We start from the raw sequence: 21,996 nt of genomic DNA on the forward strand, positions 1-21,996 counted from the left end.
TGCTCATTTACAGTGTTAAAATGGAGGTGTAAGCGTTTTTTGAAAATGCTTCAGTAATAATACATAAATATATCATTTCATTTATCAATGAAAACTATCGTCGAAAATAGTGGAGGCGTATTATTAATGAGTAAACATGCGTCATATCAAGGTACACCATGGGAAAATTTCTCCGGACCAAACCTTGGGTATGTAATGGAAATGTACGAACATTATGTAAAAGACCCGAAAAGTGTAGATCTAGAACTGAAGGAATTATTTGATCAATGGGGAGCACCTTCAGCAGAAAGTGATTCAGAAACGACAAAAGGACAAGCTGATGTTTCATTTCAAATGCCAGCCAATCCAGATATGTATAGTAAAATTGTTGCTGCTGTAAAATTGGCAGACAATATACGTACATATGGGCATCTTGCGGCGGACATTAGACCTTTAGTCAAAAAGCGGCCAGAGATCAGAAGAATTGATTTAGCGGAATTTAAGTTGACTGAAGAAGACTTAAAAGAAATTCCAGCATCATTTATATCACCAAATGCACCATCAGATTTAAAAAACGGCCTTGATGCAATTAAGCATTTAAGAAAAGTATATACGCATAAATTGGCTTTTGAATATCATCAAGTACATGATTTAGAAGAAAAAAATTGGCTCCAGCAACAAATTGAGTCAGAAAGTTTTTATCCTAATCTATCAAAAGAAGAAAGACTCGCATTATTGACTCGTCTTGCTGAAGTCGAAGGCTTTGAAAAATTCATTCATCGGACGTTTGTAGGTCAAAAGAGATTTTCCATTGAAGGGCTAGATTCGCTAGTTCTATTGATGGATCAAATCATTGGTTCTACGGTAAAAACGGGTACTCGCACTGTTAATATCGGAATGGCTCACCGTGGTCGTTTAAATGTTTTAGCTCATGTTCTTGAAAAACCATATAAATTAATTTTTTCCGAATTTCAACATGCACCAAATAAAGATTTAATCCCTTCAGAGGGATCAATTGGAATAACTTATGGTTGGACAGGTGACGTAAAATATCACTTGGGGGCTGACCGCAAAGTTAAACGAGGAAGCACAGCAAACACAAGAATCACATTAGCTAACAATCCGAGTCATTTGGAAGTTGTTGGACCAATTGTAGATGGTTATACACGAGCAGCTCAAGAAGATCGAAATAGAACTGGTTACCCTGAACAAGATGTGGCAAGTTGCGTTGCCATTTCTGTCCATGGCGATGCTGCTTTTCCTGGAGAAGGAATAGTACAGGAAACGTTAAATATGGGGCGATTAAAAGGCTATGATACAGGTGGGACACTTCATATTATCGCAAATAATATGATTGGTTTTACAACTGAAAGCGCTGATTCAAGATCGACAACATATGCGTCAGATATAGCGAAAGGCTTTGAAGTACCAATTGTCCATGTGAATGCAGATGATCCTGAAGCTGTAGTTGCAGCTGCGGAACTTGCTTATAAATATCGACAAAAGTTTCATAAAGATTTTGTCATTGATTTAGTTGGATATCGTCGTTTTGGTCACAATGAAATGGATGAACCAATGGTTACAAATCCATTAATGTACACTGCGGTTCATAACCATCCAACTGCCAAAGAAATTTATTCTGATCGTCTTATTGAAAAAGGCTTACTGACAAAAGTAGAGTCTTCAAAAATGGATGAAGATATACAAGCGAAATTGCAAAAAGCTTATGATTCAGTAGTGAAAAATAATGAAGACCGGGATACAGCAATGGATCCTCCAGCAAATGTAGTAAATTGTCATAAAGAATGGAAAACGAAGGTTAGCCTAAACGTATTAAAAACGATAAATCAAGAACTTCTACAATGGCCAGAAAGCTTTAACGTATTCCAAAAGCTTAGCCGTATTTTAAAACGTAGAGAAAATATTACTGCAGGCGAAGGGAAAATCGATTGGGCACATGCAGAGTCACTTGCTCTAGGCTCGATATTAATTGATGGGACACCTATTCGCTTTACCGGCCAAGATTCTCAACGGGGAACATTTGCCCAAAGGAATCTAGTTTTACATGATGAGAAAACAGGTAAAGAGTTTATTCCTTTACATCATTTAACCGATTCAAAATCTACATTTGTTGTTTATAATAGTCCATTAACGGAAGCAGCTGTTGTTGGATTTGAATATGGATATAATGTGTTTGCACCAGAGACACTCGTTATTTGGGAAGCACAATTTGGCGACTTCGCCAATATGGCACAAGTATATTTTGACCAATTCATTTCATCTGGCAGGGCCAAGTGGGGACAAAAATCTGGTTTAGTTATGTTATTACCACATGGGTACGAAGGACAGGGGCCAGAACACTCAAGTGGAAGAGTGGAGAGGTTTTTGCAAAGTGCAGCTGAAAATAACTGGACTGTTGCTAATTTGTCTACATCCGGACAATACTTCCATATGCTAAGAAGACAAGCAGCTATGCTGAATAAAGAAGGGGTTAGACCATTAGTAATTATGACACCGAAAAGTTTACTTCGTCACCCACTTGCAGCTGCAGATATTCAAGATTTAGCGGAAGGTAGCTTCCAACCAGTGCTTGAGCAAAAAGGCCTTGGAAATAATCATGATTCAGTTGAGCGTATAGTTCTATGTAGTGGTAAAATAGCGATCGACTTGGAAGAACATGTAAAAGATAAAAAAGATGTGGAGTGGCTTCATATTTTAAGGGTAGAGGAATTATATCCTTTCCCAAGCCAAGAATTATCAGCCATTTTCACGCGTTACCCAAATGCAAAAGAACTTGTCTGGGTTCAAGAAGAACCGAAAAATATGGGTGGTTGGTTGCATGTTGAACCATACCTAAGAAAAATTGCTTCTGAAGGTGCGGAAGTAAAATACATCGGTCGACGTAGACGTTCGAGTCCTTCTGAGGGAGATCCAACTATTCATAGAAAAGAACAAACTAGAATCATTCAAACGGCATTCACAAAATAATAACAAGACTAATAAATTGTTGTAGGTTATCTTGGCTAGCTTTTGTTAACGTGTAACAGCTGGCACCGGTTATATATTATGAGGAGGATTTAAAGTGGCAGAAATCAAAGTTCCAGAACTGGCAGAATCGATTACGGAAGGTACAATTGCACAATGGTTAAAAAAACCAGGCGATTATGTTGAAAAAGGCGAATACATCGTAGAATTAGAGACAGATAAAGTCAATGTTGAAGTTATTTCTGAAGAAGCAGGAGTAGTACAAGAATTAAAAGCTGCTGAAGGAGATACTGTCCAAGTTGGGGATGTTATCGCACTTGTAGAAGCTGGTGCAACTGCTGGGGAAGTAGTACCTAGCGAAACGGAAAAGGCTAAAGAAGAGCAGCAAGCACCTGCACCATCTGAAGCACAACCAGTTACTGAAGATACTACAAAAGATGAAGTAAAGGAACGCCTAATTGCTTCACCAGCAGCACGTAAGCTAGCTAGAGAAAAAGGAATTGATTTAAGTGAAGTACCAACAATAGACCCACTTGGAAGAGTTCGTAAACAAGATGTTTCATCGTTTTCTACTCAACCGAAACAAGCAGCACCTGCACCAACTGTTGCTCCAAAGGCGGCCCCATCATCAAGCCAAGTAGATGGCAAACCTATTGAGCGAGTGCGCATGTCACGCCGTCGTCAAACGATTGCTAAAAGATTGGTTGAAGTACAACAAAACACAGCAATGCTGACTACTTTTAATGAAATTGATATGTCTGCTGTTATGAATTTACGTAAACGTAAAAAAGACAAATTTTATGAGCAACACGATGTTCGTCTTGGGTTTATGTCATTTTTCACAAAAGCTGTTGTCGCTGCACTTAAAAAATATCCCGCAGTAAATTCTGAACTTGACGGCGATGAACTAATTTTGAAAAAGTTCTATGATATCGGCGTTGCTGTTTCAACAGATGAAGGACTAGTCGTTCCAGTAATTCGCGACTGTGACCGCAAGAACTTCTCAGAAATCGAAGGGGATATTCTTGCAGTTGCAAAAAAGGCACGTGATAACAAGCTATCATTAAGTGATTTGCAAGGTGGTACATTTACAATAACAAATGGTGGCGTATTTGGATCTTTATTATCCACCCCAATTTTAAATGGTACGCAAGTGGGAATACTTGGTATGCATACAATCCAAACACGTCCTGTTGCAATCGATGCTGAAAATATGGAAAATCGCCCAATGATGTATGTTGCGCTCTCTTATGACCACCGTGTAATCGATGGAAAAGAAGCAGTAGGTTTCCTTGTAACAATTAAACAATTATTAGAGAACCCAGAAGATCTACTATTAGAAGGTTGATTTTATACCGAAAGAGCGGTCACTTAATATGTGACTGCTCTTTTTTGGTATGTAAAAAGATTCATTGAATATGCTTAAAGAGGATGTTCAAAAAGTCACCAAATGATAAACGGCGAATTTCTTCGTTGCTCGGTTTTTCCGGTTCTCATGTATTAAAAGCAAACGCTCCGATCCTCAAAACCTTCGCGCCTCGAACTTCTTGTTTCTACTTTAGCACCTTTTTGAACACGCACTTAAACGAGTCTTTTATATTAAGGGGGATGTAATATTGGCAATTAAAATAGATGAATTAAAGTTCGAACATGAATTCTGGCTACAAATAATGGGGGATCATGCTAGATTTATATTGGATTCATTAAGTCCTTCCGAAAAAAGTGATATTGAAATCGCAAAAACATTTAAGAAAAGTTTTGATCAACTGTTAGCTCATGCAAAATTGATTAATACGTTAAAGGAGGGAATAGATTTAACAATCCAAACCGAACCTCTCGTACTTAAATTTAAAAAGTTTAAACTAACAATCCTAGAAAAGCTATTATTCAAAAATATAAAATTTCATCTATCTCCTACGTTTGTGAATCATATGGTAAATGAGTTGGAGGAATATGAACGGATCATTCGTTATTTTAAAGAAGGGGAATCTCCGCCGATCGAACATGAATTACATCATCATTTACTTTGGCTTCGCGATGCTTCAGGACATGCTGGAGCTATTGAGGATCAACTTGATGCGACGGAAAAGGCATTAAAAGAAAAAAGCTTTGTATTCAATCAACATTTTGAGCATTTATATTTAAAAGCAGTTGAATTCGCAGGTTATTTACGTACAAAGATTCACGAATTCCCGGCTTTGGATCGGATGAATGATGATGCAAAGTTAGAAATAGAGGCTTTCCAAATATTTTTAAATGAAATATTAGAATTAGATATTTCAGAGAAGGTGTTAGGAACTTTTCCAGCATTAATGGCAGATCATATGTACCGTGAGGAGTGTTATTATTTAAATAAATTAGCCAGGTCAGCTAATACGTTGAAACCAGAGTGTGATCCAACTTCACCTAGATTCGAAAAGTAATGAGGAAGGGTGCGGCTTTTTACTGGAAAGAGACGACAGTACTGAATCATCATGGTGAAATCTGTATCGCGATCTTCCGGCACTGATACAATGTGAAAAAAAGCGTGCAAGTAAACTTGCACGCTATGTTTTATTTACTTGTTAAATAGAGAAACAGATGATTAAGGATTTAATCCGCGTTTTCTAATTTCAGTTTTTAGTATTCTAACCACATTATCTCCGTGATCATTCTTTACCGCATCTCGATAGGCTGCAACAAGCTGTTCGTTACTCATAACTCTCATCCGTGCAAAACCTCCTCATGAAATTAAGTATTTCTCTATTTTTAACCATTCTACACTCTTTGAAAGAAAATTAAAAGGAAAATCTATTAAATGAAGCAAAAAAACTTGGTTACGGATGCAACCAAGTTTTTTGCTTTAATTCATAGAAACCCATACGGTTTTTACTTCCGTATAATTATTCAGAGCATAGGATCCCATTTCACGTCCAATTCCTGATTGTTTAAACCCACCAAATGGTGCTGCGGCATCGAAAGCATTATAGCAATTGACCCATACCGTTCCTGCACGTAGTTTATTGGCAATATAATGTGCACTTGCTACATCCTGAGTCCACAAACCTGCCGCAAGCCCGTATTCACTATCATTGGCCCGCCCAATTACTTCATCTAGGTCGTCATAAGGCATAGCGGCAATAACGGGACCAAAAATCTCCTCCTTCGCAATTGTCATATCATCATTAACGTCCGCAAAGATTGTAGGTTCAACGAAATAACCTTCTTCGCGCGATTTCTGACCCCCTGTAAGTAGCTCAGCCCCTTCATTAATCCCTTGTTCTATATAATTTAATACTTTATTTTGCTGTTCTGAAGATACCAATGGACCAATTTGTGTCTCCGCATCCAAGCCAGATCCTTGTTTAATATTTTTCGCATGTGAGGCCATATCAGCAACTACGTTATCAAAATGTTTCTTTTGAATAAAAACCCGTGATCCTGCGCAGCAAACTTGTCCTTGGTTAAACATAACACCGTTTAATGCCCCTGGAATTGCTTTTGATAAATCAGCATCAGGTAAAATAATGTTAGGAGACTTTCCGCCAAGTTCAAGTGTTACTCTTTTTAATGTATTGGCAGCACGCTGCATGATTAGTTTTCCAATTTCAGTGGATCCAGTAAAGGCAATTTTATTTACTTGTGGATGGTCCACAAGTGCTTGTCCAGCAGTTTCACCATAGCCGGGCACAATATTAATTACACCTGGTGGGAATCCAGCTTCTTCTACAAGTTCAGCGAAAAATAATGCAGATAGTGGTGTTTGTTCTGCAGGCTTCAAAATAATGGTACAGCCTGTAGCAAGTGCAGCACCCATTTTCCACATTGCCATTAATAAAGGAAAGTTCCACGGAATGATCTGTCCGACAACTCCTACAGCCTCATGACGTGTATATGTGAAATATGGACCTGCGACAGGGATGGTTTGTCCTGTTATTTTAGTCGACCATCCTGCGTAATAGCGCATATGTTCAATTGCAAGTGGAATATCAGCATTCATTGTCTCACTAATTGGTTTCCCATTATCAAGAGTTTCAAGTTGTGCCAAAGCTTCTTTATTGTCTTCCATTAAATCAGCAAGCTTATACATAAGTTTGCTTCGGGAAGCAGCACTCATTTTCGACCATTCTCCATCATCAAACGCTTTACGTGCAGCTTTTACTGCCTTATCAATATCCTGCTCTTCACCTTCATATAAGGTAGCAAGTGTTTCGCCTGTTGCCGGATTTGGTGTATCAAATGTTTTACCTGAGGAACTTTCTACAAATTCCCCATTAATATACATCTTTTTAGTACCTTGCAAAAACTTCTGTAGTCGTTCATTTAATTCAATCGTAATTTGGCTCATTGAATTCCTCCTTTAAAATGATAATACAATCATTAGGCCACAATGTCAGCGCTTACAGTTAGTAGTTTACTAGATTGACCTAATAAAAACAAGCTTTACCATTAGACAAATACACCGAAATTATATACGTATTCGACAGACGGGAATATAATTTAAATAATATTCGAAAAATTACTTTACTAATTTTCCAAGTTTATTATATGATGAAGATAATATAAATATCATTTATACGGAGGCGGTATGTGGTGTTTACCGAAAGAATGGCATTAAAAATGAGATTAGAACAAATGCTTGATACAGAAGAACGTATGATGAGAGAATTACAAAAAGAAAGAGCATTTATCTTCAACCGCTTAAGGGAACTAGATTCAATGAAGGAAAATAACAGAAATGATATTCCTGCTGAACTGCATTATTTAGAGTCTACAAATGCTTTTATCGAAGGGCCTACAAGCAATGTGGATATGGAAGAGGATATTAATCATTTAAAAGCGCGTAAAAATCGCTCTTCACGCCGAAGCAAAACAACAAAAATGCGCGAATTGGCTATCGCTTTTTTAAAGGAGCAAGCTGAACCTATCCGCAGTGTAGAATTAAAGAGGTTTATTGAAGAGCGTACCGATTATAAAATTGCCAATATGACTACTTTTATGTCGACAATAGAAAAACATGATGTAAATATTTCCAAAATAGGACGTGGTCTATATATTTACAAATCTAACCAAGTCGAAAAAGTGCAGAATAATCCTATTTTCTTGGGAAAGGATCATGTCCCAGAGAACAGTTAAGAGGAGCAAAAGACGGCTTTAAATATATTCTGGATAGTAATTGCTTTTCAGAGCTTGCTCCTATGCGAGCTTTTTTCTGTTTATTGTTCTTATTTTTGTTAAAATAGAGGAGAGTACAATAAATCATGTTTTATTTTGAGGAAGGAATTGAATGATGAATAAAGTTGAATTACCAACCGACATCCAAAAAATAATGAAAGAACGTCATCTCATATTTTCTAATATCGACGAGGAACTTATGAATGAGGGTGGTTTCATTGCTGCAGATAAACATATTCTTGCGGATGCGGTGATTGCACTTTCCCTTGGCAAAAATGTATTGCTCAAAGGACCAACAGGCTCCGGTAAAACAAAGCTTGCTGAAACGCTATCCTACCTGTTCAAACAACCGATGCACAGTATAAATTGCTCGGTAGATATGGATGCCGAAGCTTTACTTGGCTTTAAAACAATTGGCGTTGATGGCGGAGTAAATACCATTGAATTTGTCCCTGGTCCAGTTGTCAAGTCGATGAATAGAGGACATTTCTTATATATTGATGAAATAAACATGGCAAAACCTGAAACGCTACCGATTTTAAACAGTGTATTAGACTATCGCAGGACATTATTTAATCCTTTTACTGGAGAGGTTATACATGCAATGAAAACCTTTGGCGTAATTGCTGCTATTAATGAAGGGTATATTGGAACCGTGCAATTAAATGAAGCATTAAAAAATAGGTTTGTCGTAATTGATATACCATATGTTCAAAATGAAGTTCTGAAAAAAGTATTAGTAAATGAAAGCAATCTTCGTAATGAAGCGATGATTGATACGTTCGTCAAGTTGTCCGAAGACTTAATTGCACAAGTAAGTAATGGACAAATTCCTGAAGAAGCTGCTTCGATTCGTGCTTTAATTGATACTTGTGATCTTGCTCAATATTTACCTCCACTTCGTGCCATTCAAAGAGGGATTGTGGATAAACTAGAAGAAGAGAGGGAAAAATCAGCTGTTATGAATATTGCGGCCACGTTGTTTTCCTAGGAGGGTTGCATATGTATCGATTCATTCATTTTAACGATGAAAAAATTGATTCGATTGTTTTGATGGAGTTGGCAGATCTATCTAGAACATTGACAAGAGATAATGAATTTGAGACGGAATTTCGCGTACATTCCTATCTTGATAAAATAGAGAAAAAAGTATATGTTAGTCACTTTTGGAATCATCGCTCAATCGAAGTTATGCGCGCTGGCATGAAAAGCGACGTTTTTTTAAGAGCGTTAGGAAATATTAAGTATACAGACTTTGAAGTTGCAACCAAATTTATTCAACAGGCCGATAAATATAAACATAGTCGATTTGCAAAACAGCTTTTTAAACTCGCTGAAGATCTAAGAGTGGAAGAACTATGTAAAAAAGAAAGACCAGGCATGGTAAAGGAATTTACAGTTAGACGTCAAACGTATATGGATTATTTTCAATCCCAGTTAACTGTTAATGTGGAGAAAAGTTTCCAACTAGATGCATTATTTAATTTGGCTTATATTATTTTAAATACAAATAGTCCTTACATTACTTGGCCAGATATAAATGAACAGATAAATAATATGTTTCCTATATATCGCAACCATCTAGAAAAAATATTTGATGCTACGACTACATCTGATATTGCTGAAATCACAATGCAAATGGTTGATTTGACAGAAGGTTATATATATAAGGATATGATCAATGATTATTTCCATTTACCAAAATTAGATTCGGAAACGGATAATGGACTTAGCTATGCAGATTTATTAAGAAAAGATCCACTTAAAAATGATGATCAAGCAGAAGAAAGTGCAAGTGGTGAAGAAGAAGTATTTGATGAGGAAATGAAGACATGGCATCGTGAAACAAGCAGTCCTGGTACAAGCTTTATGCAATTTGATCTTGATCAAGGAACACAAACAGACATTCTTTCAAGTGATGCGAGAGAAGGGGAGGCAGGGGATCAAGCTTTAGCTATTGTCCAAGGATCAGCTAGAAAAAGTACGAATAAAGACTTTTCTGAACTGAAATCAGTGGAAAGTATTGATGATGATACTGGAAAAAGGGGCACGCCATATGGAAAAGAAAATAAAAATGCGCGGCCTATTTTTTTGCCCAAGAAACATCCGACATCAGAAGCGATAATCAAATATGCAAATTATAAAAAAAGTGTTAGTCTTTATCAAAAAAAATTAAAAAATGTTATTGATGTAACATTAGAACATAAAAAAATACAACCACGTACAGATTTATTATTTGGTAGACTAAACAAGAAAATGCTTAGATTCTTTACCGAAGAGCAGCCAAGATTATTTTATAAAAAAAATGAGCCTTCCAATGAAATTAATGCAGTTTTTAGTTTGCTAATTGATTGTTCAGCATCGATGCAAGATAAGATGGAGGAAACCAAACTAGGAATTACACTTTTCCATGAAGCTTTAAAATCCGTGAAAGTGCCACATGAAATTACCGGATTTTGGGAAGATGCTACAGAAGCTTCCGACAATGATCAACCCAATTACTTTAATAAAGTGATTGATTTTTCTTCTTCTTTACTGTCAAAGTCTGGTCCGGAGATTGTGCAACTAGAAGCGGAAGAAGATAATCGTGATGGTTATGCTATAAGGGTAATTAGTGAAAATTTATACCGAAGAACCGAAGAACAAAAGTTTCTTTTGATTTTCTCCGATGGTGAGCCTGCAGCGTATGGGTATAGTCAGAATGGTATTATAGACACACATGAAGCAGTACGAGAAGCAAGGAAACGAGGCGTGGAAATTTTTAATATCTTTTTATCAATGAACGGGGTAGAGGAGGAGCAAAGAAAAGTGTTCCAAAATATATATGGTCCATATAGTATAATTGTGCCTTCTATTGATAAGCTTCCAGATATGTTATTCCCGCTTTTAAGAAAGCTTTTATTCCAATCGATTAACAGATAAAACTATAGATATAAGGCTATAGATAAATAATCCATCGCCCAATTAGGGTGATGGATATAATGTTTTAATACATAATTTTAAAAGAAGTATATCCTTTAAGCTTTTCATTATTGTTAATAATCACTTTTTCGACTCGGGAAAAAGGAGAAGGATTCGCTTTTATTTCAGATAGAAAGGTATCGATCTCGTTTTTTTACCTTCCGCATGCATTTCCACATTTCCGTCATTTACATTCTTGGCCCAGCCGCTTAAATGATATTTGTTTGCTAGTTGTTGAGTAGAAAACCTAAAACCAACACCTTGTACATTACCAATGACAATTGCATGGACCGAATATGAGATAAAGCTCACCCCTTTATACAAGCGTAGGTGCCTTAGCTCATCGCTGTAGCTAGGTAGCTAAAGACTTTTAAGTCAAAGAAGATTATTTTATGAACAGCTTACCATCCTCTGCTAGCACCACCACCGCCTGATGATCCGCCACCACCACCTCGTGATCCGCCGCCACCGCTTCCACCACCACCTCGTGAAAGTATGACAGCTATAATTCTAAGTATACTTAAAGTTAGGGCGCCACCCAAGAATCGTACATCCAAAAAGATGATTCCGAGTGCGATCAAAGAAAAAATAACTATTGTGAGTAAAGAGGGACCTTCACCACTTGATTCTTCATATTTAAATTCTTTTGTATCCATTTGCTTATCTAGTTTATATTCAGCAGAAACTTCATTGAACAGTTGCTTATACGTATTGGTAAGGGCAGTCCCGAAATCGTCAGCTTCCAAATATGGCAAGGAATAGCTTTGTAAAATACGGCCAACTTTTCCGTCAGGCAAAGCACCTTCTAATCCATAACCCACTTCAATACGGATTTTCCGCTCATTTAAAGCAAGCAGCAACAACACACCGTTATTTTTTTTTGGATCACCTAGGCCGTATTGACGAAAGGCATCTAATGCATATTCTTCAACTTGTTGGCCTTGAAGTGATTCCACAGATAAAACGGCAATTTGCGCTCCTGTATGATCATCTAGGTAAATACCAAGATCATGTAATTCCTTTTTTTGTTCCGCCGTTAAAACTTGTGCAAAGTCTTGAACATAAATGTCTCCTACAGGCTCAGGTACATTAGCTGCGTGCACTTGACCGCCTAGTAGACAAAAGAAGAGGAACAAAAAAGTAGGGATAATAGAATGAGCAGGTTTCATTATTTCTCATTCCCTTCAAAGTCAACCTTTGGTGCGTCTTTAGCACCTGCGTCTGCTTTGAAGTATGCTTTTTCATCAAAACCAAAAATAGAGGAAGTCAGTTTTCCTGGGAATTGCTTTACTTTTTTATTAAATAAAGTTACTTGATCATTATAATCCTTACGAGCCACAGCAATCCTATTTTCTGTTCCAGAAAGTTCATCCATCAACTGAGTAAACTGTTGGTCCGCCTTTAAATCGGGATAACTTTCAGAGATAACTAGTAATCTGCCCAATGCACCCGTCAAATCTGCATCCGCATTTGCTTGTTCTTGCAATGAACCAGCACCAGCTAATCGTGATCGTGCACTAGCAACATCTTCAATAACATCTTCTTCATGACTTGCATATCCTTTGACTGTATTGACAAGATTTGGAATCAAATCCATTCTACGCTGAAGCTGATTTTCAATTTGCGCATATTGCTGATCGACATCTTCTTCCGCATTTACAAAACCATTGTAGCTACCTATTAATGGGAAAGCTATAAGCATGATCACAACAATAATGCCGATAATAGCTCCTAATCCTTTTTTCATCTTTCACCACTCCTTACACAGTAATAACGAATGAACTGACAAAAAGTTTCATTCTAATTTAATTTCTATTTTTAGATTATCTGCGTGTTCAAGAATCCGAAAAACCAAGGAACGAAAAAATTCGCTATTTTTCATTTTAACTTTTTGAACATCCTCATTAAGAATTATACTTTAAAATCGCCATTTTTCATATTATGTAACCTGATTGATGATGATTATGTTGAAAACAAACAATAGTAAGCATGTAAAAAATGAAATGAAAAAGAAGGGAATAGAAGAAAAAGAAAGAGTTCGGATAGCAAAGGCTAAAAATTTTTAGCCTTTGCACATCATTATATTTTGTTTTCCACTGCCTGACAAACCTCTTCTGCTGTCAATCCACTTGCTTCAATAACGGATCCTTGAATTACTGCAGTTTGGATACCCATAATGTTTGAATCGACACCTGAAACGACACAACAATCACAGTTTTTTATATCTGATTCATTGTGAATAGGAACGACATTATACCCTTTATCCAGTAGTGCCTGCTGTACATTTGTCAAAGATCGCTCTACTCCAATCGTCGCCATATACCATACACCTCCCTTATCCTTACAGTTTTCCTTTTAAACAATGAATTATTCAAGAGTGTATTTGACAATTGAGTGTTGTATAATGGGCTACATGATATTATTTATTTTTAAAATGTGGAGGAATCAACTGTGATAGACAAATGGGAAGTTATAACAATGAAAGGCGAATGTGAGCCTTGGTGGTTTTTTAAAAACTGGCAGGAATCCATTATTGAAAATAGATCTTTTGAGGATCGGGCGTCAGCCATTACGTATTATCATGAAAGATATATGAAATTAAATACAAAATATCAACATGTAAAAGTAAAAAAATCAACGATGGCTGCTTTTTGGAATGAAGGAGAATATGTATTTTGCACAAGTTGTGATGATGATTTGCAATTATACTGTGGTCTCCTGCTTTTTAAGAATGGCGAACCGTTTAGCGACATTACGTTAAGTGTACAGGGAGAAGAGACAGACAATGAATAGCGCTAAAACAAATAATAATGGACAGCAGATGGCTACCGTATATGGTGTTTTATTTGCCATTAGTGGTAGTCATCTTTTTAATGATGCTATACAAGCGGTCATACCAGCTATGAATCCTATTTTTGAAAGGTCACTTGGATTATCCTACGCACAGCTAGGTTGGATTGCTTTTGTGTTAAATATGACTTCATCTGTTATGCAGCCTGTGTTTGGTTATTTTTCAGATAGAAGACCAACGCCGTTATTATTACCATTTGGTATGGTTTTAAGTATGATTGGTTTAATTAGCTTCGGCTTATCTACTAATTATTATTTGATTCTTCTATCCGTATTATTTATTGGGCTTGGTTCAGCGATTTTCCATCCCGAGGGATCGCGTGTAGCATACATGGCAGCCGGTTCGAAGCGTGGGTTGGCTCAATCCATTTATCAAGTTGGTGGGAATTTTGGACAATCTTTAGCACCTGTATTTACAGCATTTATTTTTATTCACTATGGACAAAAGGGAGCGCTTGGATTTATTTTAGTCGCATTAATGGGAATGGTATTATTACTATTTGTATCAAAATGGTATAAAAACCGCCTTGAAATGGATATTTACAAACCGAAGAAAAAGGTAAAAGGGGAGTCCAACATCCCACTTCATCCAAAAATAAAGACTGCGATGACATTGCTTGTATTCCTTGTTTTTGCTCGGTCATGGTATTCTGCAGGAATCGGTAACTTTTATCAATTTTACTTAATTAATGATTATGGATTATCAATAAAACAAGCGCAATTATACATTTTCATTTTTATGTTTGCTGGTGTACTTGGCACATTTCTAGGCGGACCGTTAGCCGATCGATTTGGTAGAAGGAATATCATTTTTCTATCGATGGCAGGCGCAGCACCGTTAACGATTTTATTACCATATGTGTCAGTAGTTTGGATCATCCCATTATTTTTTATTATAGGATTTATTATTACCTCGAGTTTTAGCGTTACAGTAGTTTATGCACAGGAACTCGTTCCTAAAAAAATCGGAATGGTGTCTGGATTAATTGTTGGATTTGCATTTGGAATGGGTGCAGTCGGTGCTGTTTTACTCGGTACACTTGCTGATCTTTACAGTATAAAATTCGTAATGATTCTTTGCAGCTTTCTTCCCGTACTTGGTGTCTTGACATGGCTATTGCCTAGCGATGAGAAAGTTCGTCAGTTAAATGTAGAATGACTTAAAAACTCGTTGCTTAAAAAAAGCAACGAGTTTCTTAATGTATATGTTTTTTTCTAAATCTACCGCCACGTACTTCAGAAACATTTCCTACGGCCAGAAATGCACCTTCATCTAATTCTTCAATAATTGACTTTAATTTTGCCTCTTCCAAGCGGGTGATTACACAAAAAATCACCTTTTTATCATCACCTGTATAAGCGCCTTCACCATTTAAATATGTAACCCCTCGACCTAATCTAGCTAAAATCGCATCACCTATTTCGTCTGCTTGATCACTAATGATCCATGCTGACTTAGATTCATCTAAACCTTGAATTACTATGTCAATCACTTTAAAGGCAATAAAATATGTAATGATTGAGTACATTGCCCGCTCCCAACTGAAAATAAAACCCGCAGTTGCAAAGATAAAGAAATTGAAAAACATAATAATTTCACCGACGGAAAAAGGGAGCTTATTATTAAGTAGAATGGAAAGAATTTCTGTACCATCTAGGGAGCCACCATATCTGATCACAATTCCAACACCCGTACCGAGAATGATGCCTCCAAAAACGGTGTCGAGAAGTAGATCCTCGGTAACTACCATTACATCATGTAAAAGCACAGAAGTGATCGATAAGACTAAGATGCCATAAAAAGTAGTAAATGCGAAGGTTTTTCCAATTTGCTTATATCCTAAATAAACAAAGGGAATGTTTAAAATGAAAATAATAAAACCGAGCCGCCAACCTGTCAAATGAGATAAAATAATAGAAATACCCGTAATTCCACCATCTAATATATTATTCGGAACTAAAAATAGTTCCAAGGCAACGGCCATAAGCACAGCACCAAGCGTTATGAGAATTGTTCGCCAGAATAAAATCTTTTTAGGTAATCTTTTATGTTCAACTTTTGGTATTATTTGTGTAGATAAATCCATCTCATCATCCTTTCAATTTTTACTTTACTTTTATTATAATCATTATTTAAGGATAAGCATACTGTGTTGACTTCAGTATCTATATTATCTTAAAACAGCTATCTCTTAATGGAGTCATATGATTGCTATAAATCTAGCAACTGCTTTCACCTTTTATGGTATATTATGTATATTGCAACAACATAGTTTCTGACTTTTATTATTAGGTGCCATTACATTTACCTTTGGGCAGGTGTTCATATTGAATTTACAAGCGTCTATTATTTAAAATCGAGCTTGGATATAGGGGTTACACTGAATAATCAGAGTACAAGGCAAATTAAACATCTGCAAAAATTATCATTTGAACGCATACATACAATTGAAGCAATAATAATAGGGGGAATTGTATGATTTACTTTATTAAAAATGCATCTAGGGTTTCATTCATTTCATTGATTACTACTATTATTGTAACCGTTTAATATTATGTTTTCTAAACCTTGGCGGATACGATTCAACCATCATCCATATCGCAGGCAAAGTTATCATTGCTATTTCATTACCTATTCTAAGCATATGCCCTGTATTTGGTTTTATCTGGCATTCTTTAAATGGAAAATGATATATATAATATTACACTTAGCTTGCATGTGTACAATATCATTAATGGCGATAACAAGTTTTATGTTTAGATAATTTGTTTCATTCTCCGTAAAATTCGCAGTATTGGAATTTATATAGATGTGGCGAACAGATAAAGTCTGGAGGTGAAAACCTTAATTTGATAGTAATTTCACAAACCTATTAGGAGAATTTCATTTTATGGTAACAATTCCTTGTGTCGCATTGCATGAATATTTGAAGATGAAACCTGGTAGCTATGATTATTATTAATTACTAAAGTTATTTTTAAATACACGTATTTAAAACATTTGCTCCTGATGATGTTTTCAATACATTGGTTTACTATTGCTTTTTTAATAAAGGATACCTTTAGTACCTTCAATGAATATTAAGGATATATTGAACAGAAGGGCAAAATCCAATGACTGTTTTATAGCTACCAATATGATCAAATCGTAGAAATACGACATGCTTCCAGTTTCTTCTTACTAAGCTTTGATAGTATCCGTTTCTTAAAATGGACATGTGGCATGATAATTTTTTAAAGCTGAATTATCCTTAATAGAAAAGAATATTGTGGTTAATTTATCAATAACAGAATCTGTAGTGGGAGGAAGGAATAATGTTTAAAGCAGCTATAGATTCAAATTCCTATTTGTCTATTTTAGAAACAAGGCATGCAGAAGAATTATTTAATTTAATTGATGGAAGCCGAGATAGTATTGGAAAGTGGCTTTCATTTCCGCATCACACAACTGAAGTTCAAAATACTAGGGATTTTATAGAGAGATCCCTAAATAGACTTGCATCTAATAATGGGTATTGGGCCGGCATATGGCATAAAGAAAAAATCGCAGGTTCAATAGGATATTTATATATAGATTGGAAGACTAAAAAAACAGAGATTGGATATTGGTTAGGTAGGAATTTTGAAGGTAACGGATTAGCGACAAAAGCTTGCGAAATTTTGATTCAACATGCATTTAGTGATTTACAACTGAACAAAGTCGAAATAAATGTAGCAACTAATAATATAAAAAGCAAGGCTATCCCAGAACGTTTGGGTTTTACAAATGAAGGAATAATAAGAAACTATGAAATGATAAACGGTGAATACCTTAATAGAATCGTGTTCGGACTTTTAAAAGACGAATGGTTTACTAATAAAAAGTAATTGCTTTTTTGTGAGACAGAATTGAAGGCGAGTAAAATATTGCAATCTTATGATTTATTGGAATGAAGTTGTTTACTTGGAGGATGCAGTACATGGATTTATCGTATGTAATTTGGATTGGTAGTCTCGTGTTATTTATTATAGGTTGGTGTTATTTTAGGTTTATTTATGTTAAACATAAAAAGTACTTTATTCCTTATATTGTGTTTCAACTGGGCATTTCTCTTTTAATTGCAAGTATCTTTATCATTGGTGGATGGGCAGGAATGGGATATGGAATTATTTCCTTATTTATTATGGGGCTGGGTCTCATTTCCGGATTATTTGTTTTTATTTACTATTTAATACAAGAAAAACTTCTTACTGGCAAACGTTAATATAATAGGGTGGGTTATTTTTTTCAACAGAAATGAACACAAGGAATTAATAATCCTTGACGAAGCATTAATGGCACCGTTTTATGGGAGAAGATCAATCCATCGGAAGAAGTAAATGTGAGTGATTTTGAGGATGAAATGTATACAAAGTTTGTTCTATGATTGAATAATAAGTGAGGGATCTAATGAAAAAGCCATTGATTTATTTAAAGCCAATTAGCAAAGAAAATAAAGAGCAGTGCATTAATTTAAATCCAAGGAAGGATCAAGAAGAATTGGTTGCTTCGAACTCATCCTCACTTTTACATGCGGCCAAAGAGCCTACTACTGTACCCCATGGTATATATGCCAATGACCAAATAGTTGGTTTTATACTGTTTGACAATCAGATCTATCCGGATGGGTGTTATTGGATATTAAGATTCATGATAGACCACCGTTATCAAGGGAATGGATATGGAAAATCTGCGATCAACGAGGTATTAAAAAATCTAAAGGTTAAAGCTGACTGCAAAGAAATTAGGGTTTCTCATGTACCGCAAAACATTGTAGCAAGTAAACTTTATAAAGATTTCGGATTTATAGAAACAGGAGAAATAGAGGACGGTGAAACAGTTTTAAGCTACTATATAAACCAATAATTAGGGGGAAGTAAGTAACCATAGGGTGGAAAATAATCGACACTAATGCACCAAACTAAGGAGTAGTAATTTTGAAAAAAGTAATTCAAGAACAAAAGAAGGAAAGATGAACCAAACTAATATTATCGTACCATGTTCGCTAGTACAAATAGTTTCTTCATTACAAATCATTTACGGATTGGAGATTTATGATGCCTGATCTTACCATGTCAGTGGAAGCTATACAAAAGAAGGTAGATGACTATTGTAGTGCGCTTTCAAAAGTAGGTTATTTAACCGGTTCTGTTTTAGTCACATTGGAGGAAAATATTTTAATCAGTAAAGGATACGGTAACGCGAATTTTGAACATAGGGTAGCAAACACGCCACAAACCATTTTTCGCATTGGTTCCATTACCAAGCAATTTACAGCTATGGCCATTATGATACTTTATGAACGCGGACTTCTAAATCTTTACGATCCAATCAAAAAATTCATATCAGATTATCCAAACGGAGATCAGATTAACATCCATCATTTATTGACACATACTTCAGGAGTTCCTAATTTTACTGACTTTCCTGATTATCTTAAAACAGCAAGATCAGCTGCTTCCATTGAAAGTATAATAGGTCGATTTAAAGAAAAACCATTGGATTTTTCTCCAGGAGAAAATCATAAATATTCAAATTCAGGCTATATCCTCTTAACTTACATTATCGAAAGAGTAGCAAATTGTTCCTATGAATCGTTTTTAGAACATGAAATATTTAAGCCGTTATCCATGTTGAATACCGGATATGATAGTAACTCCAAAATTTTAAAACATAGAGCAGCTGGATATTCCATTTGGGGAGAAATAATAAATGCAGAATTTGTAGATACCTCTCTTGCTCTTGGTGCAGGTGGTTTATATTCCACTACCGAAGATTTATACCGTTGGGTGCAATCGCTTAATGAAAGCCGTCTAATAAGTAAAGATTCATTTAAAAAAATGGTCACACCAAATATAGGAAAATATGGTTACGGAATATATATTGCCGAGAAAAACGTTAAAGGAAAAATTAGAACAAAGATTGGGCATGGAGGTATGATTAATGGATTTTGTTGTGAAATGATGCATTATGTTGATGACTACATAACTATTATTGTTTTAAGCAATGTGCAAAATCCAGTGGGCTCTATAATTGCTAGTTTAGAGAAAATAGTTTACGACGAAAGTTATGATTTACCAATAAATAAGCCTGAAATTACAATTGGCACTCATCAACGTAATAGTTGTATTGGTAAGTATAAAGTGAATAACCATGTAATTTTTGAAGTTTCAGAAGAAAAAGATAAATTATATCTTTCTTTTGAACCCTGGTTTAAATATGAATTATATCCCACACTAGAACAAGTTGGCAGGTTAATCTTTGCTACAAGATTATCAAATGGGGAAGTTAATTTCCACATCAATTCTAAGGGAGAAATTACTCAATTGGGTTTTAATCTTTACGGGAACATGGATGCAAAAAAAGTTTACCAAGAATAAGAATATTAAAATTTAGGAGGGGAGTAATATACTATATTGGAAACAATTGAAATGGTAGAGTTAAACGAAGAGAGTGTAGATGATAACGGATGTTATTGTCTTCGAAACAAGCCAAATTCAAACAGGTTACATAAATAAAAACAAATGGCTTAATGGAAGGTTCAATGAAGGGTTAAAGTATATAAAAATAATGGAGAACAGCAAACCAACAGGGTTTATTGAATATACACCTATTGAATATTCTTCAAGAGTTGTTTATGGTGAAAATTATTTAGTTATTCATTGCCTATGGGTAAGTATTACAGGAAAAGGGTATGCCTCAAAATTGATAAATAAGTGTATCCAAGATGCTAAGAAACAAAATAAAGATGGAGTTATTGTGATTACAAATCCAGATACTTCTTGGACACCCAGTAAGGACATTTTTATAAAAAACAATTTTATTGAAGTAGATAATGCGCCTAATGGTTTTGAATTACTTGTTAATAAATTTGGACATTCACCTGCCCCATATTTTCCAAATGATTGGGATGTGCGACTTAAACCTTTTGAAAATTTAACAATCCTCCGCACACAACAATGTCCATTTGTAGATATATCTATCGACAATGTTATTATGGGAGCAGATAAATTAGGTATAAAAGCGGAAATTATTAACATAAAGAATAGAGAAGAATTGTTGAGACTTTCACCTACACCTTATGGTATATACGGCGTCATCTACAAGAATAAATTAGTTTCATTTCATAGACTTACGGTTCACTCTGCAATGAGACGATTAAAAGAGTTACTCTAATAGAACGAACATATTACACCTATTAAATATGTTGAAAATCACCCTTACAACAGATCAAACCGTGGATATATCAATATTTATAGAGGGGGATGAAGTTGAAAACTCGAAAGATACTAATGATATTAGCATTATCTATTTTTATTTTATTTGGACTAATATTTTTAATTTTAGATTCATTCATTCGTGTTGAACTTGATGAGCTTAGTGGAAACGGTGAACTTCAAGATACTTTTTTATCTCCAGATAAAGAATATCAAGCGGATTTATATATTATAAATAAAGGTGGAGCTACAGTAGGATATCAAGAAAGAGTATCTATTTCGCGATGTACCATGAAATAGTTTTAATTGAACGAACAGCAAAAAAGGGGGATCTCTCTGAAAGATCTATATGATCAAGGTTCTAGGGTGTTGGACTAACTTGTGAAAAAAGATGGATCATGGAAATTTTAACAATTAAGGACTGTTGAATGTCAGGTGATCATTGACTATGATCACCACATTTGGGTACAAGAGATTCTTTTAAGGGAAGCATGGAAAAAACCTAATGCATCTGAAAAACAAATCAACCCTATGATCATCCAGGACCTTTCCGCCTTTTCTACAAGTTTATATGTAAGCGTTTTTTATCGCGTCCTTTTTTAATATGATTTGCGGTTTATCAGTAACGTTTTTGTATGTAATGAATGCCGTTTGTCATATTATTTCTGACAAGTTTTCTCCATTACTAAATCTGAAACTTACATACGACCAAGTTCTAATCATTAGAAAGAACAGTTAAAACTTTATAAAAGGCATTCCTGTTTTTTATATTTCAGCTAATTGTATGATGTCACTATCATATATAGATATGTTGATAATGATATATAACAC

Annotated in this window: 20 protein-coding genes and 1 pseudogene; 14 read left to right on the forward strand and 7 right to left on the reverse strand. The window is 35.3% G+C overall.

Translation table 11 applies throughout. The annotated features are described in order from the left end of the window. Positions 1 to 126: 126 nt before the first annotated feature. The 3 genes from MHB53_RS01950 (at position 127) to MHB53_RS01960 (ending at position 5,387) form a co-directional block, all read left to right on the forward strand. Positions 127 to 2,967, forward strand: a complete 2,841-nt coding sequence (locus tag MHB53_RS01950; protein ID WP_340915409.1) for a 2-oxoglutarate dehydrogenase E1 component — start codon at positions 127 to 129, stop codon at positions 2,965 to 2,967. Positions 2,968 to 3,061: 94 nt separating this feature from the next. Continuing rightward, complete coding sequence (odhB, locus tag MHB53_RS01955; RefSeq protein WP_340915412.1) at positions 3,062 to 4,312, forward strand: 2-oxoglutarate dehydrogenase complex dihydrolipoyllysine-residue succinyltransferase; 1,251 nt, start codon at positions 3,062 to 3,064, stop codon at positions 4,310 to 4,312. Between the two features lie 268 nt (positions 4,313 to 4,580). Further along, complete coding sequence (locus MHB53_RS01960; protein WP_340915414.1) at positions 4,581 to 5,387, forward strand: DUF2935 domain-containing protein; 807 nt, start codon at positions 4,581 to 4,583, stop codon at positions 5,385 to 5,387. Positions 5,388 to 5,548: 161 nt separating this feature from the next. On the opposite strand, the gene sda is transcribed toward MHB53_RS01960, so the two are convergent. Continuing rightward, positions 5,549 to 5,671 carry a sporulation histidine kinase inhibitor Sda gene (sda, locus tag MHB53_RS01965; RefSeq protein WP_340915416.1) on the reverse strand — a complete coding sequence of 41 codons (123 nt, stop codon included), beginning with the start codon at positions 5,669 to 5,671 and terminating at the stop codon, positions 5,549 to 5,551. Positions 5,672 to 5,806: 135 nt separating this feature from the next. Continuing rightward, entirely contained in the window at positions 5,807 to 7,291 is a 1,485-nt protein-coding gene (locus tag MHB53_RS01970) for an aldehyde dehydrogenase family protein (protein ID WP_340915418.1), read from the reverse strand. A gap of 260 nt (positions 7,292 to 7,551) precedes the next feature. Between MHB53_RS01970 and MHB53_RS01975 the strand changes: the two genes are divergently transcribed. The 3 genes from MHB53_RS01975 (at position 7,552) to MHB53_RS01985 (ending at position 11,040) form a co-directional block, all read left to right on the forward strand. Next, positions 7,552 to 8,079 carry a Rok-like winged helix domain-containing protein gene (locus tag MHB53_RS01975; RefSeq protein ID WP_340915419.1) on the forward strand — a complete coding sequence of 176 codons (528 nt, stop codon included), beginning with the start codon at positions 7,552 to 7,554 and terminating at the stop codon, positions 8,077 to 8,079. Between the two features lie 151 nt (positions 8,080 to 8,230). Then, on the forward strand, positions 8,231 to 9,109 hold the full coding sequence (locus MHB53_RS01980) for an ATP-binding protein (RefSeq protein WP_340915420.1): 879 nt from the start codon (positions 8,231 to 8,233) through the stop codon (positions 9,107 to 9,109). Between the two features lie 11 nt (positions 9,110 to 9,120). Continuing rightward, a complete protein-coding gene (locus MHB53_RS01985) occupies positions 9,121 to 11,040 on the forward strand; it encodes a vWA domain-containing protein (protein ID WP_340915422.1) in 1,920 nt (639 codons plus the stop codon). Positions 11,041 to 11,199: 159 nt separating this feature from the next. Here the strand turns inward: MHB53_RS01985 and MHB53_RS01990 are convergent, their stop codons facing one another. The 4 genes from MHB53_RS01990 to MHB53_RS02005 form a co-directional block, all read right to left on the reverse strand. After that, positions 11,200 to 11,403 (reverse strand): acylphosphatase, encoded by a 204-nt coding sequence (locus tag MHB53_RS01990; RefSeq protein WP_340915424.1) that lies wholly within the window; start codon positions 11,401 to 11,403, stop codon positions 11,200 to 11,202. A 77-nt stretch (positions 11,404 to 11,480) separates the two neighbouring features. Then, complete coding sequence (locus MHB53_RS01995; protein ID WP_340915425.1) at positions 11,481 to 12,248, reverse strand: TPM domain-containing protein; 768 nt, start codon at positions 12,246 to 12,248, stop codon at positions 11,481 to 11,483. Beyond that, the gene (locus MHB53_RS02000; protein ID WP_340915426.1) at positions 12,248 to 12,826 is read right to left on the reverse strand and encodes a LemA family protein; all 579 of its coding nucleotides are present in this window, start codon (positions 12,824 to 12,826) and stop codon (positions 12,248 to 12,250) included. Before MHB53_RS02000 ends, MHB53_RS01995 begins: the two co-directional genes overlap by 1 nt. A 332-nt stretch (positions 12,827 to 13,158) precedes the next feature. Beyond that, positions 13,159 to 13,398, reverse strand: a complete 240-nt coding sequence (locus MHB53_RS02005) for a YkuS family protein (RefSeq protein ID WP_340915427.1) — start codon at positions 13,396 to 13,398, stop codon at positions 13,159 to 13,161. A 132-nt stretch (positions 13,399 to 13,530) separates the two neighbouring features. Between MHB53_RS02005 and MHB53_RS02010 the strand changes: the two genes are divergently transcribed. Continuing rightward, entirely contained in the window at positions 13,531 to 13,872 is a 342-nt protein-coding gene (locus MHB53_RS02010) for a DUF1033 family protein (RefSeq protein WP_340915429.1), read from the forward strand. Continuing rightward, positions 13,865 to 15,088 carry an MFS transporter gene (locus MHB53_RS02015; RefSeq protein WP_340915431.1) on the forward strand — a complete coding sequence of 408 codons (1,224 nt, stop codon included), beginning with the start codon at positions 13,865 to 13,867 and terminating at the stop codon, positions 15,086 to 15,088. Before MHB53_RS02010 ends, MHB53_RS02015 begins: the two co-directional genes overlap by 8 nt. A gap of 37 nt (positions 15,089 to 15,125) precedes the next feature. Here the strand turns inward: MHB53_RS02015 and MHB53_RS02020 are convergent, their stop codons facing one another. Beyond that, positions 15,126 to 16,016, reverse strand: coding sequence for a YitT family protein (locus tag MHB53_RS02020; RefSeq protein WP_340915433.1), 891 nt, complete (start codon positions 16,014 to 16,016; stop codon positions 15,126 to 15,128). A 1,228-nt stretch (positions 16,017 to 17,244) separates the two neighbouring features. Between MHB53_RS02020 and MHB53_RS02025 the strand changes: the two genes are divergently transcribed. The 6 genes and pseudogenes from MHB53_RS02025 to MHB53_RS02050 all read left to right on the forward strand — a co-directional run bounded on the left by MHB53_RS02025 (position 17,245) and on the right by MHB53_RS02050 (position 21,465). Then, a complete protein-coding gene (locus MHB53_RS02025; protein ID WP_340915435.1) occupies positions 17,245 to 17,796 on the forward strand; it encodes a GNAT family N-acetyltransferase in 552 nt (183 codons plus the stop codon). A 92-nt stretch (positions 17,797 to 17,888) separates the two neighbouring features. Next, positions 17,889 to 18,173 (forward strand): hypothetical protein, encoded by a 285-nt coding sequence (locus MHB53_RS02030; protein ID WP_340915437.1) that lies wholly within the window; start codon positions 17,889 to 17,891, stop codon positions 18,171 to 18,173. 185 nt (positions 18,174 to 18,358) lie between these two features. Beyond that, entirely contained in the window at positions 18,359 to 18,814 is a 456-nt protein-coding gene (locus MHB53_RS02035) for a GNAT family N-acetyltransferase (RefSeq protein ID WP_340915439.1), read from the forward strand. A 191-nt stretch (positions 18,815 to 19,005) separates the two neighbouring features. Then, positions 19,006 to 20,328 carry a serine hydrolase gene (locus MHB53_RS02040; protein ID WP_340915441.1) on the forward strand — a complete coding sequence of 441 codons (1,323 nt, stop codon included), beginning with the start codon at positions 19,006 to 19,008 and terminating at the stop codon, positions 20,326 to 20,328. A 36-nt stretch (positions 20,329 to 20,364) separates the two neighbouring features. Further along, positions 20,365 to 21,124: pseudogene (locus MHB53_RS02045) on the forward strand (GNAT family N-acetyltransferase). 95 nt (positions 21,125 to 21,219) lie between these two features. Continuing rightward, positions 21,220 to 21,465 carry a DUF5412 family protein gene (locus tag MHB53_RS02050; RefSeq protein ID WP_340915443.1) on the forward strand — a complete coding sequence of 82 codons (246 nt, stop codon included), beginning with the start codon at positions 21,220 to 21,222 and terminating at the stop codon, positions 21,463 to 21,465. The last annotated feature ends 531 nt before the right edge of the window (positions 21,466 to 21,996 follow it).

The sequence above is a fragment of the Bacillus sp. FSL K6-3431 genome, from assembly GCF_038002605.1.
In the GTDB taxonomy this organism is placed as follows: Bacteria; Bacillota; Bacilli; order Bacillales; family Bacillaceae_C; genus Lederbergia.

Excerpts from the sequence above, each read along its gene's own strand:
- MHB53_RS01980 (WP_340915420.1), top strand. The coding sequence starts at position 8,231 with ATGATGAATAAAGTTGAATTACCAACCGACATCCAAAAAATAATGAAA.
- MHB53_RS01975 (WP_340915419.1), top strand. The coding sequence starts at position 7,552 with ATGGCATTAAAAATGAGATTAGAACAAATGCTTGATACAGAAGAACGT.
- MHB53_RS02025 (WP_340915435.1), top strand. The coding sequence starts at position 17,245 with ATGTTTAAAGCAGCTATAGATTCAAATTCCTATTTGTCTATTTTAGAA.
- MHB53_RS02020 (WP_340915433.1), bottom strand. The coding sequence starts at position 16,016 with ATGGATTTATCTACACAAATAATACCAAAAGTTGAACATAAAAGATTA.
- MHB53_RS01995 (WP_340915425.1), bottom strand. The coding sequence starts at position 12,248 with ATGAAACCTGCTCATTCTATTATCCCTACTTTTTTGTTCCTCTTCTTT.
- MHB53_RS01985 (WP_340915422.1), top strand. The coding sequence starts at position 9,121 with ATGTATCGATTCATTCATTTTAACGATGAAAAAATTGATTCGATTGTT.
- MHB53_RS02040 (WP_340915441.1), top strand. The coding sequence starts at position 19,006 with ATGCCTGATCTTACCATGTCAGTGGAAGCTATACAAAAGAAGGTAGAT.
- MHB53_RS02000 (WP_340915426.1), bottom strand. The coding sequence starts at position 12,826 with ATGAAAAAAGGATTAGGAGCTATTATCGGCATTATTGTTGTGATCATG.
- MHB53_RS01950 (WP_340915409.1), top strand. The coding sequence starts at position 127 with ATGAGTAAACATGCGTCATATCAAGGTACACCATGGGAAAATTTCTCC.
- MHB53_RS02005 (WP_340915427.1), bottom strand. The coding sequence starts at position 13,398 with ATGGCGACGATTGGAGTAGAGCGATCTTTGACAAATGTACAGCAGGCA.
- MHB53_RS02035 (WP_340915439.1), top strand. The coding sequence starts at position 18,359 with ATGAAAAAGCCATTGATTTATTTAAAGCCAATTAGCAAAGAAAATAAA.
- sda (WP_340915416.1), bottom strand. The coding sequence starts at position 5,671 with ATGAGAGTTATGAGTAACGAACAGCTTGTTGCAGCCTATCGAGATGCG.
- MHB53_RS02015 (WP_340915431.1), top strand. The coding sequence starts at position 13,865 with ATGAATAGCGCTAAAACAAATAATAATGGACAGCAGATGGCTACCGTA.
- MHB53_RS01970 (WP_340915418.1), bottom strand. The coding sequence starts at position 7,291 with ATGAGCCAAATTACGATTGAATTAAATGAACGACTACAGAAGTTTTTG.
- MHB53_RS02030 (WP_340915437.1), top strand. The coding sequence starts at position 17,889 with ATGGATTTATCGTATGTAATTTGGATTGGTAGTCTCGTGTTATTTATT.